The following is a 16,558-nucleotide window of genomic DNA, read 5'->3' on the forward strand; positions in this document are numbered from 1 at the left end:
GTACCGCACGGCGCTCAGTACCGCGCAGCGCTCTGCGTCAGCGGCGGATACACCGCACTCGGTACGCCGTCCACCGTCGCTCCCGCGTACTTGAGCATGTCGCCGACCTGCCGGTTGAGGGCGTGGGGAAAGTTGAGTGTGGGGGTGGTCGCCTCGTCGAGGGTGGTGGTCTGGGCCGGAGTGAGGCGGACGTCCAGGGCCGTGAGGTTGGCTTGCAGATGGGCCGGGGTGCGGGGGCCGATGAGGGTGGACGTGACACCGGGGCGGGCCTGGACCCAGGACAGGGCCACTGCGGCGGAGGTCGCTCCGGCCTCCTCGGCCACCTCCGCGAGGGTGTCGATCACCTTGAACTGGGCGGCAGTTGGCGCGCCGAGGAGGGCAGCACGCCTGGTGTCGGCGGGAGTTGAGTGTGCACGCGTGTATTTCCCGGACAGGTAGCCGCTCTTGAGCGGGCCCCAGGGCAGCACGGCCATCCCGGCGTCCTGGGCCAGGGGGATCAACTCGCCCTCGATGGTGCGTTCCAGGAGGGAGTACTCCATCTGGAGTGCGGTGACGGGCGTCCAGCCGCGCAGCAGCGCCATGGTGTGGGCCTTCGCGGTGAACCAGGCCGGGGTGTCGGAGAAACCGACGTAACGGATCTTGCCGGCCGTCACCAGGTCGTCCAGGGTGCGCAGGGTCTCCTCGACGGGCGTGGAACGGTCGTGGCTGTGCAGCCAGTACAGGTCGATGTAGTCGGTGCGGAGGCGGCGCAGCGAGTCCTCCAGCTGGCCGATGATCGCCTTGCGGCTCGCGCCGCCGCCGTTGGGGTCGCCGAGGTGGAGGTTGCCGTAGAACTTGGTGGCCAGGACCAGTCGGTCGCGCAGGCCGGGGTGGGCGGCGAGGTGGTCGCCGAGGATCGCCTCCGAGTGGCCGTTCGTGTAGAAGTTCGCGGTGTCGATGAAGTTGCCGCCGCGGTCGAGGTAGGTCTGGAGGATCTTCTCCGACTCCTCGACGCTGCTGCCGAAGCCGCCGTCCTCGCCGAAGTTCATCGCCCCGAGGCAGAAGGGGCTCACCTTGAGGCCGGAGCGGCCGAGGCCGACGTATGAGTCGAGTGCGTTCGCTGCCATGGAAATGCTCCTGTGGAGAGTGGGTGGGAAGCCGACTCTTCGAGCAGACCACTGTGAGCAGCGGGATCGTTAGGGCGATCCCACCTGGCTCTTGCACGATCCTGCCCGATCGCTCGTCCGGCGGGCGGTTGTCACCCGTCATTCCGGGTGCTTGGATCGAGGGTGTACCTGAATGATCCGGACGTTCTCCTGGACGAACTGCGTGCCCTGATCGACCGGCACGCGGGCCGCCCGCTGGCCGTCGACGGTCTGAAGGTGTCCAGGGCGGACCGGCCGGAGGATCCGACGGCCAGCATCGCCCGCCCGGTGCTGGCCGTGGTCGCGCAGGGCTCGAAGCGGCTGACTCTGGGCGACCGTGTCTACGACTACGGCGCCGGCCAGTACCTCGTCGTCTCGGTCGATCTGCCGGTCGCCGGTCACTACACGCGGGCCAGCCCCGAGGAACCGTTCCTCGCGTGCGGTCTCGCCCTCGAACCCGCGAAGATCGCCTCGCTGCTGCTCGACGCCGGGGCCGACCCGCTCCCCCGCCGGTCGACCCCGCACGGGCTCGCCGTGTGCGACGCTCCCCTCGAACTCCTCGACGCGACAGTCCGGTTGCTACGACTGCTCGACCGTCCCGGCGACGCGCCGGTGCTCGCGCCACTCATCGAGAAGGAGATCCTGTGGCGGCTGATCACCGGTGAACAGGGCGCTCTCGTACGGCAGATCGGGCTCGCCGACAGTCAACTCACCCACATCAGCAGGGCCATTCGCTGGATCCGCGACCACCACACGGAGACCCTGCGCATCGAGGACCTGGCCCGGCTCGCCGGGATGAGCGCCTCCCCCTTCCACCGGCACTTCCGCGCGGTGACCGCGCTGACCCCGATCCAGTTCCAGAAGCGGATCCGGTTGCAGGAGGCCCGGTTGATGCTGTTGAGCAGCGCGGCGGATGTCGCCGACGTCGGCTTCGCGGTCGGCTACGACAGCGCGTCCCAGTTCAGCCGCGAATATCGCCGTGCGTTCGGCAGACCACCGGGGCAGGATGCGGTACGGCTGCGGAGCGAGGTGGCGGGCACGCGCTCATGAACGGCGCCGTGGACAGGGGGAGTTGAGAATGGCCGTCTTCGTCGGCGTCCGGGGTTTTCTGCAGTGCGACGAACCGCAGTTGGCCGAGCTCGAACGGATCATCCGCTCACCCGAGGTCGACTACCCGTACAACGAGGCGTGGGCCCTGCCCGGCCGCCACTACAACTGGGTCCACTACGTCTTCTACGGCGCCGACATCCACGCGAATTCGGTGGAGCAGATGCTGGAGCTGCTGCGGACCATCGCCCGTATCCCGCCCTCCGACGACGACAACGACCACGTGACGGGGCTGTTCCACGCCAGCCACGAGATCGAGGGGATGAGCGAGTGGCAGATCCGTGACGGTGGCGTGCACATCGGCCCCGTCGGCGACCGCCTTCGCTATCTCGACGAATGACGAACGGCAACCCGGACGGCAAAAGAGTGTGACAGGGACAAGAGGACGGGATTTGATGCGTCCGTGAACGAGCCCAGCGAGCCCACCGGACCCAGCACCTTCCTGATCGGCGGCGGATGGGCCACCCCCGTCGTCCACGAACCCTTCCTGCGCGCCGCGAGCGACTCGGCCGGGTCCGTGCCCCGTATCGCCTGCGTGATCGTCGACGAGGGCGAGAGCGACGGGGACCGCCAATTCGCCCGCTACGACGCCGCGTTGAGGAGCGCCGCCGACTGCACACCCGTACCGGTGCTGGTGCCGATCGGCGGGCGCTTCGACATCGAGGTGGTCTCGGACGTCGACGGGCTGCTCGTGTGCGGCGGGTTGACCCCCGCCTACCAGGACGCCTTCGCCGACTGCCTCGACCGGTTGCCGCGCCTGCTCGCCGAACGGCGTGTCCCGTACGCCGGGTTCTCCGCCGGGGCCGCCCTCGCCGCACGGTCGGCCGTTGTCGGCGGGTGGCTGCTCGACGGCGTTCCGGTGTGCCCGGAGGACACCGCGGAGGACCTCGACGAGATCGCCGTACGGCCGGGGTTCGGGCTCGTGCCCTTCGCCGTGGACGCGCACGCGGCGCAGTGGGGGACGCTGCCTCGGCTGATCGCCGCCGTCACCCGCCACCGGCTCCCCCACGGCGTCGCCGTCGACGAGAACACGCTGGTCGAGGTGGCGGCGGACGGTCACGCCCACGTCTCCGGTCTGGGACGCGCGCACTCCGTACGGCCCACCGGCACCGCGGACGGTGGCGTGCTCGTACGGTCCTACGGGGCCGGCGAGTCGTTCGTGACCGGGAACGCGTAGCGCTGCGGGCCGACGGCCTCCTCATGCGCGGGCCACTCCGACGGCAAGTTAAGGTAAGCCTTACCTGGCCAGTGATCGGAGAGACAGTGATAGTGCGTGCGTTCAAGAGGAAGGCGGTCACGGCGGTGGCCGCTGCGACCGTCGTCGGAGGGTTGCTGGCCGGTTGCTCGTCGTCCTCCGCTGACAACGATGCCGAGAAGTCCGGGTCGGGCGAAGGGCAGCAGAACAAGGTGATCGGTGCCTCGGAGGGGCCGTCCGCCGCGCCCAGCACTCTCGCGACCGGCATGGGGTCGGACACCGACACCGATGGGACCTTCCCCCGTACTGTCACGCACTTCGAGGGCAGGACAACCATCAAGTCGAAGCCCACGAAGATCGCCGTGCTGAGCACCGGGCAGCTCGACGACCTGCTCTCCCTCGGTACCGTCCCGACGGCCACCACCCGCGCCGACAACGCCGGACTCGTCCCCGCCTACCTCGCGGACGCCTTCCCCGCGGACAAGTCGAAGCTCGCCGCGATGACGGACGCGGGCACGCGCCAGGCGCCCAACCTGGAGACGCTGGCTGCCGCGAAGCCCGACCTGATCCTCGCCAACGACTCGCTCGGCGACCTCTACCCCAAGCTGTCGAAGATCGCGCCGACCGTCATCACGGCCGGCAACGGCATCAACTGGAAGCGCGATCTGCTCCTCGTCGGCGACGCGATCGGCAAGGGCCAGCAGGCGCAGAAGCTGCTCGACGGGATCGTCGAGGACGCGCACGAGAAGGGGGAGGCGCTGTCGAAGACGTCCGTGTCGATGCTGCGGTTCACGCCCGGCCGGACCCGGATGTTCGGTGTCTCGTCCTTCACCGGGTCCCTCGCCGTCGACATGGGCCTCGACCGGCCCAAGTCGCAGCAGTTCAAGGCGATTTCGCAGGACATCGGCGCGGAGAGCATCGACAGTGCGGACGGTGACTGGATCTTCTACTCGGTGCAGGGCGACGCGGGCAAGACGGATGCCGCGAGCGTGCTCGCTGGTCCGCTCTGGAAGTCGATGAGCGCGGTCAAGGCCGGACACGCCGTCAAGGTCGACGACGACCCCTGGTACCTCAACGCCGGGCCGACCGCCGCACGCCTGGTCGTCCTCCAACTCGCCGAGGACATCAGCAAGTAGAGAAGCGAGCAGAGGGACAGCGGAGAGTACGCAGTGAGCGTCAAACGCCTCGCCTGGCCGGCGGCCACCCTCGCGGTGGCCGCCGCCGTGCTGCTCAGCCTCGCCGTCGGCACCCGCCCGGTCCCCCCGTCCGAGGTGCTCAACGCGCTTCTGCACGGCGGGAGTTCACCGGACGCGTTGGTCGTACGGTCGCTGCGGCTGCCCCGCACCGAGATCGGGCTGACGGCGGGCGCGGCACTCGGCGTCGCGGGCGCCGCACTTCAGGCCGTCACCCGCAATCCGCTCGCCGATCCCGGCATCCTCGGCCTGAGCCAGGGCGCGGCGGCCGGCGTCGTCCTCGCCATCGCGACCGGGCTGGCGAGCGGTTTCGGCGGCTACGTCTGGTACGCCTTCGCCGGTGCCGTCCTCGCCGCCTGCCTCGTCTACGGCATCGCCGCGCGCGGCCGGGGCGGGGCGTCGCCGGTGAAACTCGCCCTCGCCGGTACGGCGTTGTCCGCGATGACCGCGGGCGGTACGACCGTCGTCCTGACCTCCAGCTCGGCCACCCTGGACCAGTTCCGGTTCTGGCAGGTCGGCTCGCTGAGCGGACGGGACGCCGACACCGTCGTACGGATGCTGCCGTTCCTGGCCGTCGGGGCGCTGCTGGTCCTCGCCTGTGCGCGCGGGCTCGACGCGCTGGCCCTCGGGGACGAGACGGCGCGGGCGCTGGGGCATCGGGTGGGGGTCGTCCGGGGGTGTGCGGCGCTCGGGGCGACCCTGCTGGTGGCGTCCGCGGTGGCCGCCGCCGGGCCGATCGCCTTCGTCGGCCTCGCCGTCCCGCACCTGGCCCGCCGGCTCACCTCCGGCGGGCACCGCGCCCTGCTGCCGCTGTCCGCGTTGCTCGGCGCGGCGCTGCTGGTCGCGGCGGACACGGCGGGCCGGGTCGTGCGGGCGCCGGCGGAGGTGCCGGCCGGGGTGATGACGGCGCTGGTGGGTGTGCCGGTGCTGGTGGTGCTGGTACGGCGGAAGGGAATGGCCTCGTGAGCGGGACCGTCCGCGCCCCAGAGGGCGACCGCGCACACGGCACCCACCGCCCCGCCGGTGTCACCGTCCTCCGCCCGACTTCCACCATCTCCCTTCTCCTGCACCGCCGTTCGGCCCTGGTGGCCGCAACTCTGGTGCTGGTGCTGGCCGTTGCGATGACCGCCGCCGCTTGTCTCGGGCAGACGTACATCTCGCCCGCGGAGGTGTGGCACACGCTCCGTACCCATTCCGGGCAGTACGATCTTGTCGTCCTGGAGTTGCGGGTGCCGCGGATCCTGCTGGGCGCGCTGGTCGGGGTGGCGCTCGGACTCGCGGGGGCGCTGGTGCAGACCGTCACCCGCAATCCGCTGGCCAGTCCGGACGTCATCGGTGTCGGACACGGTGCCGCCGCCGCGACCGTGCTGGCGCTGTCCGCCGGGGTCGTCGACTCCCCCGGCGCCATGCCCGTCGTCTCCGTCCTGGGCGGGCTCGCGGCTGCCGCGCTCGTGTACGTGCTGGCGTGGCGGCACGGGATGCAGCCGAGTCGGTTCGTGCTGACGGGAGTCGGGATCGGCGTCGCACTGTCGGCCGTGGTCCAGCTGTATCTCTCGGACAGCGAGCTGGAGGCGGCCGAGACGGTCAAGCTGTGGCTGACCGGTTCCCTCAACGGGCGGGGCTGGGAGCAGGCGGGACCGCTCGCCGTCGTACTCCTCGTATGCCTGCCCGCGCTGGTGTGGGCGAGCCGGGCCGTACGGCCGCTCGGGCTCGACGCCGACACCGCGGCCTCGCTCGGGGTGCGGGTGGACCGGACGCGGCTCGCACTGACCGTGCTCGGGGTGGTGCTGGCCGCCACGGCGACCGGCGCGGCCGGACCGATCGGCTTCGTCGCGCTGACCGCACCGCAGTTGGCCCGGCGACTCACCCGTACACCTCAACTGCCGTTGGTCTGCTCGGCGTTGACGGGTGCGGTGATTCTTGTGGCGGCCGATCTCGCTGCCCGGACGGTATTGCCCCCGCTGGAGGTTCCGGTGGGGGCGCTCACCTCGTTGGTCGGGGGGCCGTATCTGTTGTGGCTGTTGGGGCGGAACAGGGTGGGCGGCTGAGGTTCGTCGGCGACTGCGGGTGCGTCGTGGTTGCTCGCGCCCACGCGGCGGAGCCGCATATCGATACAGCCCCGCGCCCCTAAAAGGCGCCTGGCGTTCCCCTACCCAGGGGCGCGGGGAACTGCGCGACCAGCCCCCACGGGCCCGCACTCGACAGCGCACCGGGTCCCGCAGCAGCGCGGCTCCGGGACCCGGCTTGAAGCGACGCCGTCAGATCGTCGCCGTGTCGATCACGAACCGGTACCGCACATCACTGGCCAGCACCCGCTCATACGCCTCGTTGATCTGGTCCGCGGAGATCAGCTCGATCTCGGCGCCGAAGCCGTGCTCGGCGCAGAAGTCCAGCATTTCCTGGGTCTCCGGGATGCCGCCGATGCCGGAGCCGGCCAGGGTCTTGCGGCCGCCGATCACGGAGAACAGGTTGAGGGAGACGGGCTCCTCGGGGGCGCCCACGTTCACCAGTGCGCCGTCCGTCTTCAGCAGCGAGAGGTACGCGCCGAGGTCGAGCGGGGCCGACACCGTGGAGATGATCAGGTCGAGGGTGCCCCTGAGGTCCTTGAAGGTCTGCGGGTCGCTGGTCGCGTAGTAGTGGTCGGCGCCCAGCTTCAGGCCGTCCTCCTGCTTGCTCAGGGACTGCGAGAGGACGGTGACCTCCGCGCCGAGCGCGTGCGCGATCTTGACGCCCATGTGGCCGAGGCCGCCCATGCCGACGATCGCGACCTTCTTGCCGGGGCCGGCGTTCCAGTGCTTCAGGGGCGAGTACGTGGTGATGCCGGCGCAGAGCAGCGGCGCGGCCACGTCGAGGGAGATGCCCTCGGGGATGCCGAGGACGTAGTTCTCGTCGACGACGATCTTCTCGGAGTAGCCGCCGTAGGTGGGCTCGCCGTCCTTGCCGACGGAGTTGTACGTGCCGACGTTGCCGCCGGTGCAGTACTGCTCCAGGCCCGCCTTGCAGTTGTCGCACTCACGGCAGGAGTCGACCATGCAGCCGACGCCGACGCGGTCGCCGACCTGGAACTTGGTGACGCCGGGGCCCACCTCGGAGACGATGCCGGCGATCTCGTGGCCGGGGACCATCGGGAAGGTGGCCTCGCCCCAGCCCTCGCGGGCCTGGTGGATGTCCGAGTGGCAGATACCGGCGAACTTGATGTCGATCAGGACGTCGAACTCGCGGACGGCCCGGCGCTCGATGGTGGTGCGCTCCAGAGGAGCCTTGGCGGCGGGGGCGGCGTACGCAGCGACTGTGGTCATGCCGGAACACTCCTAGGGGGGATGCGCGCCCGGCCGCCTTCTGACCGGGCACGATGCCCAGCTTGCCCGAAAGACCGGCGGCTACCCAGGCCACGCCTCTGCGTATGTCCGCTGTGCCTACCACCAGCGAGGTCAGGCTCTTGGTCGTACGACCGGGAATACTGGACCGTATGGACGAACAGCCCGGATCCGCCACCGAACCCGCAGCCGGCGCAGGTCCGCCCCTGGACCGGCGTGCCGAGCTGAGCGAGTTCCTGCGCACCCGGCGGGCCCGGCTGAAGCCGCAGGACGTGGGGCTGCCGGACTTCGGGCGGCACCGCAGGGTGCCCGGGCTGCGGCGCGAGGAGCTGGCGCAGCTGGCCGGGGTGTCGGTGGCGTACTACACCCGCCTTGAGCAGGGCAACGGACGGAACGTGTCGGCGGAGGTCCTCGACGCGATCGCCCGCGCGCTGCGTCTGACGGACGCCGAGTCCGCGCACCTCACCCACCTGGCGAAGCCGAAGCAGCACAAGAAGAAGCCGTCGGCCCCCACCCAGCATGTGCGGGTGGCGCTACGGCAGCTGCTCGACACGATCGACACCGTCCCGGCGTACATCACGGGCCGGCGCACCGACATCCTGGTCTGGAACCGGATGGCCGCGGCGGTCTTCGGCGACTGGTCGGAGCTGCCGCCGCCGGAGCGGAACTGGGCGCGGCTGGTGTTCCTGCGGCCCGAGTACCGGGACCTGTTCGTGGAGTGGGACCAGAAGGCCTCGGACATCGTGAGCGTGCTCCGGATGGACGCGGGCTGCCATCCGGACGACCCGCGCCTGTCCGCGCTGGTGGGTGAACTCTCCGTGAAGAGCGAGGAGTTCAGGCGTCTGTGGGCCACCCACGACGTCAAGGAGAAGACCTACGGCGTCAAGCGCCTGCACCATCCGCTGGTGGGCGACCTGACCCTGCACTTCGAGGGCTTCCGCCTGTCCGACGACTCCGAGCAGGCCCTGATCACCTACCACGCGGAGCCGGGCTCCCCGTCGGCCGACGCCCTGCGGCTGCTGGCGAGCTGGGGCACGGACGCGACCCGGGCGGGGTCGTCGGCCGCACAGCCCTCCTGACCCCGGCTCCTCCCCCAGCCCGGGCTCACTCCGTGACGCCCAGGTCCGCCCGCATCAGCCGCCGCATCGCGGCGAGCCGGGGCTCGGCCTCCTTCAGGTCGAGCAGCGTCTCCTCGGCGCTCTCGCCGTCCCGGGTCAGACCGCGGTCGAGCCGTTTGACGGCTGCGTCGGTGGCGGCGAGGACCTCGTTGACCGCGCGGGAGGCGTCCAGGACACGTTCGGGCACGATCATCTGCGCCTCGGCGTAGCGGTCCCGGTGGTCGCGGCGCGCCTCCTCCAGCTGGTCGCGTTCGTGCTCGGTGTAGACGCCGTCGCGGATGCGGTGCAGGGCGTCCTTGAGGAGCGTGTGGAACTGGCGCGAGGAGCGGTTCATCGCTGTGTAGGCATCCCGGCGCTCCTCGAACCTCCGTACTCGTTCGGCGAGTTGGGCCTCCTCGGTACGCTGCCTGGCGGTGAGGCGCTGACTGAGGACGGGCGCGAAGAGCGTCCCGAGCACGCCGACGACGGCGGTGATCATGGCGGTCACGGCGACGGTCATGCGGTGACCCTACGGCCCTCCGGCACGGCGCTGTCACCCCTGATAGGGCGGCATCGACCCCCAACTCCACTGCGGCACGGGCTGTTCCGCCGGCGGCTGCGCGTCCGGGCCGGAGAAGTACACCGCCAGCCGCGTCCCCCACTCCACGTACGCGACGAACGCCGAACGGAACTCGGCGTCCGTCGGCAGGCCCGCGTCGTCCGCCGCGTCCTGGATGAGCGCCACCCAACGGCGGCGCTGGGGCTCGCTGATGTGCTTGCCGAAGTGTTTGGCGACCATGTGGCCGTGGCCGCCCTGGGTCTCGGAGTACGTCGTCGGGCCGCCGAAGACCTCGCCGAGCCAGAGGGCGACGTGTGCGGCGTGCTCGGGCGCCAGGTCGGCGAAGAGGGACGCGAGGAGGTCGTCCTTGAGCACCTTGTCGTAGAAGACCTCGGTCAGTCGGGCGAAGGCCTCGGCGCCGCCCGCCCAGGTGTACAGGGTGGGGACGGCGGAGCCGTTGCCACGGACCGGTGTCGGCTCGTAGTGGCGCATCTCCTCGATGTTCTCGACGTACGGGCCGATCTCGGCCAGGAACGGCGGGAACAGCTCCGACCTGCGGAAGCCCTCCAGGTGTGCCTCGGTGGACGTCCAGGTGATGCGCAGGACGAAGTGCTCGGCGTCCTCCTCGCAGCGGGCCAGTTCGTACGACACGCACTGCGGGGCCGCGGCCAGTTGACGTGCGGCGCGTGTGTAGGCGGCCAGGAACTCCGCCGACCGCTGATCGGGGATGCGGTACCGGATGTACTCGACGGTCTGGGCAGTCATGGGGCCACGGAAACACGAACGGCCCGCCGGAAGCTGCACTTCCGCCGGGCCGTTCGCTGTGGGCCTACTCGGGTACTAGCGGCTCACTTGCCGTAGTACGCGTTGTAGATCGAGATCGTCGACTTGTTGCCCTTCTTGTCGGCGATCTTCGCGTGGAAGGAAATGGCCTGGCCCTTGGCCGGGTTGGTGACGGTGATCTTGCCGTTGACCACGGGGACCTTCTTCCAGGTCTGGCCGTAGTCGTACGACACCCACACGCCGATGGACTGGAGGTTGCCGCCCGCTGCCGCGCCCTCGACGGTGATCGGGAAGGTCGCCTTCTTACCGGCCGCGACGCGGCTGTCCAGTCCGGTCACCGCGTTGAAGCGGGCCGTGGAGATCGGCAGCTTGGCGGTGCCCGAACCGGTCGGCTTCTTCGAGGAGAACGTCCAGCTCGCGTCGATCCGCGTGGAGGCGGCGGCGACCTTGACGCTCCGGATGACCGAAGTGGTCAGCTTGTACGAGGCGTTGCCGGCCGGGACCTTGAACACGGAGTCGCCGAACAACGGGTCCTTGTTGGAGCCGACCTTGGTGCCGTTGCGGTACAGGGTCGTGTTCACCGAGGTGAACAGCGACGAGCCCGCGTTCTTCTGGGAGTCGGCGAACAGCGGCACGAGTCCGGAGATCTCGTTGCCGGTGCGGTACACGCCGTAGTTGGCGTCGAGGTGCGGGCCGAAGACCGCCGTGTTGAAGGTCTTGGAGTAGGTCTGGCCGCCCTTGAAGTTCTGCAGGCCGTCCAGTACGTAGTAGGCCTCCGTGATCGGGAAGCCGTCGGCGTCGAGCCCGCCGTCCTGCTCGAACTCCAGTGACCACTGCACCCCGTTGATGGTGGAGAGGTGCAGCGTGCGGGTGCCGGGCAGCTTCTGCTGGATGCCGACGGCGGAGCCGCCGAAGCTGCCGGGCAGGAAGCCGAACGCGGCGACCGAACCGGTCTTGCCGCTCGCCGCGGCACCCAGGCCGGTCTTCACCGTGGCGAGTTCACTCGCCTTGTAGTGCTTGGTGAAACCGGTGGCGAGCTGCTTGACCACGGCACCGGTCGTGGTGTCGTACTCCTGGTCGTCGCCCTTGGTGAAGTGCGCGTCCCACTGCTCGGACAGCGAACCGTCGGTGATCTGCGGACCGAGGTGCGCGCTGCGGAAGTTGGCGTACGAATCCAGGAACCAGCTGAAGGAGGCGCCCCCGTCCGCCGTCGTGATCGAGTAGCCCGGTGACGCGAAGGCCGACTTGGCGGCGGTGTCCGGCACCGTGACGTCGACCGGCTTGGCCTTGCGGGCGTCGACCGTGACCGAGGTGTCCTTGGTGATGTCCAGCTTGGGCTGGGCGAGCCAGTCGGAGCCCTTGGTGAAGTCCTCCGGGTCCACGAAGATCCCGGCGTCGAGGACGTAACCACCCTTGGGGACACGGACCTTGACGGTGCCCGAGGCGTCGTACGGGTTGAAGAAGCTGCCGCTGCCGAGGCCGGACATGCCGGCCACCGAGGCGCTGTAGTACTTGGCGGGGCTGCCGTCACGGTTGATGAACTTCAACGTGAGGTCGTACGACTGCACTTCGCGCACCACGGCCGCGGCCGTACGGACGCTCTGTCCGCCGCCCGTCGCCGTCACGTACGCGGAGTAGGCGCCGTCGAGCGTCCCGCCCAGCTTGGTGTTGACGGTCAGGCCGACCGAGGCCTTGCCGCCTGCCGGTACGGTCACCGACGTCTTGGCGAGCTTGAAGAAGCCGGAAGGAGCCGTCTGGCCCTTGGGGTTGGTGGCGGCCACGGCGAGCTTGAGGGTGACGGCCGTGGTGCCGAGGTTGCGGTAGGTGACCTGCTTGGTGACCGGGGTGTCGTCGGTGTGCGGCCACTGCTGGATGCCGAAGCTCTCCGAGACCGGGTCGGCGATCACGTTCTGCTTGATGGCCTTGTCGACGGCGATACGGCCCGAACCCTGCTGGAACGGCGTGTAGTTGCCGCCCTTCGCGGACCCGGTGAGCGCGCCCTTCAACTCGGCGTAGCCCCAGGTCGGGTGCTCCTGCTTGAGGATCGCGGCGGCACCGGCGACATGCGGGGTCGCCATCGACGTACCCGAAATGGTCAGGTAGCCGGGCGGGTTCTCGCCGACCTCCTTGTCGATGACGCTGCCCGGCGCCGCGGCGGCGGTGATGTCGACGCCCGGCGCGGTGACGTCCGGCTTGATGGCGCCGTCGCCGACGCGCGGGCCGGTGGAGGAGAAGTCGGCGAGCTTGTCGTTGCCGTCGACCGCGCCGACCGTGATGGCCGCGTCCGCGCTGCCGGGCGAACCGATCGACTGCGGGCCCTCGTTGCCCGCGGCGATCGCGAACAGGATCCCCTTCTCGGTGGAGAGCTTGTTGACCTCCGCCTCCAACGGGTCGATCTCCGGGGTGTCCTGGCCGCCGAGGCTCAGGTTGACGATGTCGGCGCCCTCCGCGGCAGCCCACTCCATGCCGGCGAGGATGCCGGAGTCGTCACCGGAGCCGCTGTCGTCGAGGACCTTGCCGTTGAGGATCTTCGCGCCGGGCGCGACGCCCTTGTACTTGCCGTGCGACATGGCGCCGGTGCCCGCCGCGATCGACGCGACGTGCGTGCCGTGCCCGAAGTGGTCGTTGGCGTCGGCGGCGGTGGAGAAGTTCTTGGACTCGATCACCTGGGTCTTCAGGTCCGGGTGGTCGGCGTCGACTCCGGTGTCCAGTACGGCGATCTTGACGCCCTTGCCGTCGTAGCCGGCCGCCCACGCCTTCGGGGCGCCGATCTGCGGCACGGACTTGTCGAGGCTGGCCCTGCGGACGCCGTCGAGCCAGACGTGCGCGATGCCGGAGGCCGCCCTGTCGCCGTTGGTGACGGCGGCCCACAGCTCGGAGGTGTCCTGCTTCGGGGTCTGGACGGCGTCGGCGTTCAGGGTCTTCAGCGACCGGCGCAGCGTGCCCGCGTCCCGGACGTCGGCCTTGGTGGCGGTGGCGGCGCCCTGGTAGCCGACGATGACCTTCAGGCCGGCCTTCTGGGAGGCCCGCTCCGCCGACTTGTTGAGTTCGGTGACGTCGAACAACCGCTGGTCGAGCTTGCCGGAGGCGACCAGCTGGGCCGCGTCGGCGGGTATGACGAGCGTGTGCCCGTCGATCTTGCGAACCTGAACTGGTATGTGTTCACGGCCCTTTGCGGCCTGCAGGCCCACGACCCGGCCCTTGGCGTCGACGGTGACGCGGTCGCCGGTGATCAGGGTGATGTGATGGCTGCCTTTGAGCTGGGCCTGTGCGGCAGCGGCAGCGGCAGCACGCGGTTCGGCCTTCGCCGACGCCGGGCTGGTCATACCGGCGGCGAGGGCGACGGCGGCGGCCGTGGCGACACCGGCCGCGCACGCTCTCTTCACTTGTCTGCGCAAAACTCCCCCTGGAGCTGAAGTGCCGGGCGAATTCCCCGTTCACCCGACCGGGGGAAGGCCCGCACGCGCGTGCGCGACACCCCCCGGAATACGCAGTATGCCGAGGGGTGATCACCCGCTCAAGAGATGAGAGGAGAGTAAGAAAGCACAACCGTGAACTGTTACGCGCCTGCCCGCACTCCGTTACGCAGTCGTCGGGTGAAGCCCGCCGAAACTCCGGTAGAGAGCCGCCGAGTCACGGCACCCGACGGCCGAACTCCCTTGCACCACACCCGAGTTACTTGGAAGCCGCGTTCTCCTTCACCGTGATCTTCCCCTTGCGGATGGTGGCGAGGCGCGGGGCCTTCTTCGCGATGGCGGAGTCGTGGGTGACCATGATGAAGGTCAGCCCGTGCTCCTTCCACATGCGCTCCAGTACGTCCATGATCTCGTCGCGCATCGACTCGTCGAGGTTGCCGGTCGGCTCGTCGGCGAGCAGCACCTTGGGCTGCTTGACGAGCGCGCGGGCGATGGCGACACGCTGCTGCTGTCCTCCGGACATCTCGCCGGGGAGGTGGTTGGCCCGCTCGCCCAGGCCGACCGAGACCAGCGCCTCGGCGGCCCGTTCACGCCGGATCTTCGCCTTCATGCCGAGCGGTACGAGGGCGGTCTCGACGTTCTCCTGTGCGGTGAGCGTCGGGATCAGGTTGAAGGACTGGAACACGAAGCCGATGTTCTCGCTGCGCACCTTGGTGAGCTTGGCCTCGGACAGTTTCGCCAAGTCGACGCCGTCCAGGACGATTTCGCCTGCCGTGGGGCGGTCGAGGGCGCCGATCATCTGGAGCAGGGTGGACTTGCCGCCGCCGGTCGGCCCTTGGATGACCAGGCGGTCGCCGTCGCCGATGGTGAGGTCGATGCCGTCTAGGGCGTGGACGGTTTCCTTGCCGCGTGAGTAGAGCTTGGTGACGCCTCTTAGTTCGTACATGGTGCAACTCCTGGGGAAGTAAAGGGGGTTGGGGCCCGTCGTGGGACGGGCCCCGTTGCGCCGTTTTCGTCTGCAGCGCCGTCGTGGCTGGTCGCGCCCGCGCGGCGGAGCCGCAAATTGACACAGCCCCGCGCCCCTGAAGGAGCGCTGCAGTTACCGCTGTTGACCAGGTGCTCGCTACTCGACTCGGCGCAGGGCGTCCGCCGGGCGGAGTCGAGACGCTCGCCAGCCGCCGAAGGCGCCGGCGATCAGGCCACCGGCGACGGCCAGGCCGACCGCGAGCACGATGGTGGTGGCGTTGACGGGCGCAGTGAGCGCGACGTCCAGGGTCTTGGCCGCGGCCTGCCGGCCACCGCCGAAGCCACCGCCACCGCCGGGTCCGCCGCCCGCCCGGGCGCCGCCACCGGCCGTGTTGCCGAGGGAGGCCGACAGGGTCGGGCTGATCGCGGTCACGACGTACGCGCCCGCCAGGCCGAGCGCGATACCGAGGACGCCGCCGACCAGGCCGTTGACGATGGCCTCGCCGACCACCTGCCGGGTCACCCGGCCCGACTTCCAGCCGAGCGCCTTCAGCGTGCCGAACTCACGCACCCGGCGGGATACCGCGGAGGAGGTGAGCAGCCCGGCGACCAGGAACGCGGCGATCAGGACCGCGATCGACAGCCACTTGCCGACGCTGGTGGCGAGGCTGGAGGCGGTGGACAGGGACCCGGAGACGGTGTCCGCGAGATCGGCGGACGTGGTGACCGTCGTACCCGAGACATTGCTCTGGATGGTCTTCTTGACGGCCGAGATCTGCTTGGAGTCGGTCGCCTTGACGTAGATCGTGGTGACCTTGTTCTTGTCACCGCTCAGGGTCTGCGCCTGCGTCAGCGGGATGTACAGGTTGGCCGCCGCGTCACCGCTGGTGGCCGTGGCGATACCGATGACCTTGTACTTGACGCTCTTGATGGTGACGGTCGAACCGACCTTGAGCTTCTTCGTCTTGGCGTACGCCGAGTCGGCGACGACGACCTTGGAGTTGGCCTCGGCGGTGGTGAAGGTACGGCCGCTGGTGATCTTCGAGGAGGTCAGCGGGCCGAGTGCGGGCTTGGTGACGTCGGTGCCGTAGACCGTGTACGCGTTGATGTTGAAGTTGGCGCCACCACCGGTGACTTGGCCCTGCGGAGCGCCGGTGGCGCCACCGCGGTTGCCGCCGCCTCCGGTGCTGCCGCTCCCCTGGCTCTGCTGGAACTGGCCGCGGGTGAACTGGCCGTCGACCTTGACGACGTTGAGGCTGAGCCCGCCGACGGCGTCGGACACCCCCTTCTGTCCCGCGACCTTGGTGACGGTGGTGGAGGCCAGCGTGGTGAAGCCCTGGACCATGACGCGGTCACTGCTCTGCGTCTTGGTGTCGTCGTTGTTGCCGGCGTCGAACTGGAACCGCGGCTGCTGCGAGCCGCTCGCGGTGGGCGTGGCCGCCTTGGAGACGGTCATGTCCGTACCGAGTCCGTACAGCGACTGGAGGACCTTGTCCTGAGCCTTCCCCATGCCGGAGGACACGGAGTTGACCACGATGACCAGCGCAATGCCCAGTGCGAGGCCGGAGGCGACGACGAGGGCCGCTTTTCTGCGGCGGCGCAACTCGCGCCTCAAGTAGGTGAAGAACATGGCCGCAAGCTAGGTACAGCGCGTGATGATGCCATAAGGCCGACATAAGAGAACGATGAGAAGGCTGTCCGTGGGCAAAGAATGAGCCTGCGCGGGGCTGTCAACGGGGGTGCGGGATGGCAGGTTTTACGGCGTTTGCGCAGCCGTCCCGAGGGTGCCGGCGTGTGCGCG

Annotated in this window: 14 protein-coding genes; 7 read left to right on the forward strand and 7 right to left on the reverse strand. The window is 69.7% G+C overall.

What is annotated here, in order from left to right; all coding sequences use genetic code 11:
• Nucleotides 1–14: 14 nt before the first annotated feature.
• Nucleotides 15–1,106 carry an aldo/keto reductase gene (locus tag AB0I69_RS37495; RefSeq protein WP_363100216.1) on the reverse strand — a complete coding sequence of 364 codons (1,092 nt, stop codon included), beginning with the start codon at nucleotides 1,104–1,106 and terminating at the stop codon, nucleotides 15–17.
• 162 nt (nucleotides 1,107–1,268) lie between these two features.
• Here AB0I69_RS37495 and AB0I69_RS37500 point away from each other — a divergent pair, with 162 nt between their 5' ends.
• The 6 genes from AB0I69_RS37500 (at nucleotide 1,269) to AB0I69_RS37525 (ending at nucleotide 6,667) form a co-directional block, all read left to right on the forward strand.
• Entirely contained in the window at nucleotides 1,269–2,174 is a 906-nt protein-coding gene (locus AB0I69_RS37500; RefSeq protein ID WP_363100217.1) for an AraC family transcriptional regulator, read from the forward strand.
• 28 nt (nucleotides 2,175–2,202) lie between these two features.
• On the forward strand, nucleotides 2,203–2,571 hold the full coding sequence (locus AB0I69_RS37505; RefSeq protein WP_363100218.1) for a hypothetical protein: 369 nt from the start codon (nucleotides 2,203–2,205) through the stop codon (nucleotides 2,569–2,571).
• A gap of 63 nt (nucleotides 2,572–2,634) precedes the next feature.
• Nucleotides 2,635–3,408: a hypothetical protein gene (locus tag AB0I69_RS37510; protein WP_363100219.1), complete on the forward strand. Its 774-nt coding sequence runs from the start codon at nucleotides 2,635–2,637 to the stop codon at nucleotides 3,406–3,408.
• Nucleotides 3,409–3,533: 125 nt separating this feature from the next.
• Entirely contained in the window at nucleotides 3,534–4,562 is a 1,029-nt protein-coding gene (locus tag AB0I69_RS37515; protein ID WP_363100220.1) for an iron-siderophore ABC transporter substrate-binding protein, read from the forward strand.
• 33 nt (nucleotides 4,563–4,595) lie between these two features.
• On the forward strand, nucleotides 4,596–5,585 hold the full coding sequence (locus AB0I69_RS37520) for an iron ABC transporter permease (protein ID WP_363100221.1): 990 nt from the start codon (nucleotides 4,596–4,598) through the stop codon (nucleotides 5,583–5,585).
• A complete protein-coding gene (locus tag AB0I69_RS37525) occupies nucleotides 5,582–6,667 on the forward strand; it encodes an iron ABC transporter permease (protein WP_363100222.1) in 1,086 nt (361 codons plus the stop codon). The genes AB0I69_RS37520 and AB0I69_RS37525 overlap by 4 nt, the downstream gene beginning before the upstream one ends.
• A 210-nt stretch (nucleotides 6,668–6,877) precedes the next feature.
• Here AB0I69_RS37525 and AB0I69_RS37530 read toward each other — a convergent pair whose 3' ends face one another.
• Entirely contained in the window at nucleotides 6,878–7,918 is a 1,041-nt protein-coding gene (locus AB0I69_RS37530) for an NAD(P)-dependent alcohol dehydrogenase (RefSeq protein ID WP_363100223.1), read from the reverse strand.
• A gap of 170 nt (nucleotides 7,919–8,088) precedes the next feature.
• Between AB0I69_RS37530 and AB0I69_RS37535 the strand changes: the two genes are divergently transcribed.
• Entirely contained in the window at nucleotides 8,089–9,015 is a 927-nt protein-coding gene (locus tag AB0I69_RS37535; protein WP_363100224.1) for a helix-turn-helix transcriptional regulator, read from the forward strand.
• Nucleotides 9,016–9,040: 25 nt separating this feature from the next.
• On the opposite strand, the gene AB0I69_RS37540 is transcribed toward AB0I69_RS37535, so the two are convergent.
• The 5 genes from AB0I69_RS37540 to AB0I69_RS37560 form a co-directional block, all read right to left on the reverse strand.
• Nucleotides 9,041–9,553 carry a hypothetical protein gene (locus tag AB0I69_RS37540; protein ID WP_363100225.1) on the reverse strand — a complete coding sequence of 171 codons (513 nt, stop codon included), beginning with the start codon at nucleotides 9,551–9,553 and terminating at the stop codon, nucleotides 9,041–9,043.
• A gap of 33 nt (nucleotides 9,554–9,586) precedes the next feature.
• Entirely contained in the window at nucleotides 9,587–10,357 is a 771-nt protein-coding gene (locus AB0I69_RS37545; protein WP_363100226.1) for an antibiotic biosynthesis monooxygenase, read from the reverse strand.
• A gap of 83 nt (nucleotides 10,358–10,440) precedes the next feature.
• Nucleotides 10,441–13,761, reverse strand: coding sequence for a S8 family serine peptidase (locus tag AB0I69_RS37550; protein ID WP_363100227.1), 3,321 nt, complete (start codon nucleotides 13,759–13,761; stop codon nucleotides 10,441–10,443).
• Between the two features lie 289 nt (nucleotides 13,762–14,050).
• Nucleotides 14,051–14,737: an ABC transporter ATP-binding protein gene (locus AB0I69_RS37555; protein ID WP_266861382.1), complete on the reverse strand. Its 687-nt coding sequence runs from the start codon at nucleotides 14,735–14,737 to the stop codon at nucleotides 14,051–14,053.
• A 177-nt stretch (nucleotides 14,738–14,914) separates the two neighbouring features.
• Nucleotides 14,915–16,387 (reverse strand): ABC transporter permease, encoded by a 1,473-nt coding sequence (locus AB0I69_RS37560; protein WP_363100228.1) that lies wholly within the window; start codon nucleotides 16,385–16,387, stop codon nucleotides 14,915–14,917.
• Nucleotides 16,388–16,558: the final 171 nt, after the last annotated feature.

The sequence above is a fragment of the Streptomyces sp. NPDC050508 genome (assembly GCF_040655155.1).
In the GTDB taxonomy this organism is placed as follows: domain Bacteria; phylum Actinomycetota; class Actinomycetes; order Streptomycetales; family Streptomycetaceae; genus Streptomyces.

Coding starts and splice junctions, on each gene's coding strand:
- AB0I69_RS37495 (WP_363100216.1), bottom strand. CDS start 1,106: ATGGCAGCGAACGCACTCGACTCATACGTCGGCCTCGGCCGCTCCGGC.
- AB0I69_RS37505 (WP_363100218.1), top strand. CDS start 2,203: ATGGCCGTCTTCGTCGGCGTCCGGGGTTTTCTGCAGTGCGACGAACCG.
- AB0I69_RS37530 (WP_363100223.1), bottom strand. CDS start 7,918: ATGACCACAGTCGCTGCGTACGCCGCCCCCGCCGCCAAGGCTCCTCTG.
- AB0I69_RS37535 (WP_363100224.1), top strand. CDS start 8,089: ATGGACGAACAGCCCGGATCCGCCACCGAACCCGCAGCCGGCGCAGGT.
- AB0I69_RS37540 (WP_363100225.1), bottom strand. CDS start 9,553: ATGACCGTCGCCGTGACCGCCATGATCACCGCCGTCGTCGGCGTGCTC.
- AB0I69_RS37545 (WP_363100226.1), bottom strand. CDS start 10,357: ATGACTGCCCAGACCGTCGAGTACATCCGGTACCGCATCCCCGATCAG.
- AB0I69_RS37555 (WP_266861382.1), bottom strand. CDS start 14,737: ATGTACGAACTAAGAGGCGTCACCAAGCTCTACTCACGCGGCAAGGAA.
- AB0I69_RS37560 (WP_363100228.1), bottom strand. CDS start 16,387: ATGTTCTTCACCTACTTGAGGCGCGAGTTGCGCCGCCGCAGAAAAGCG.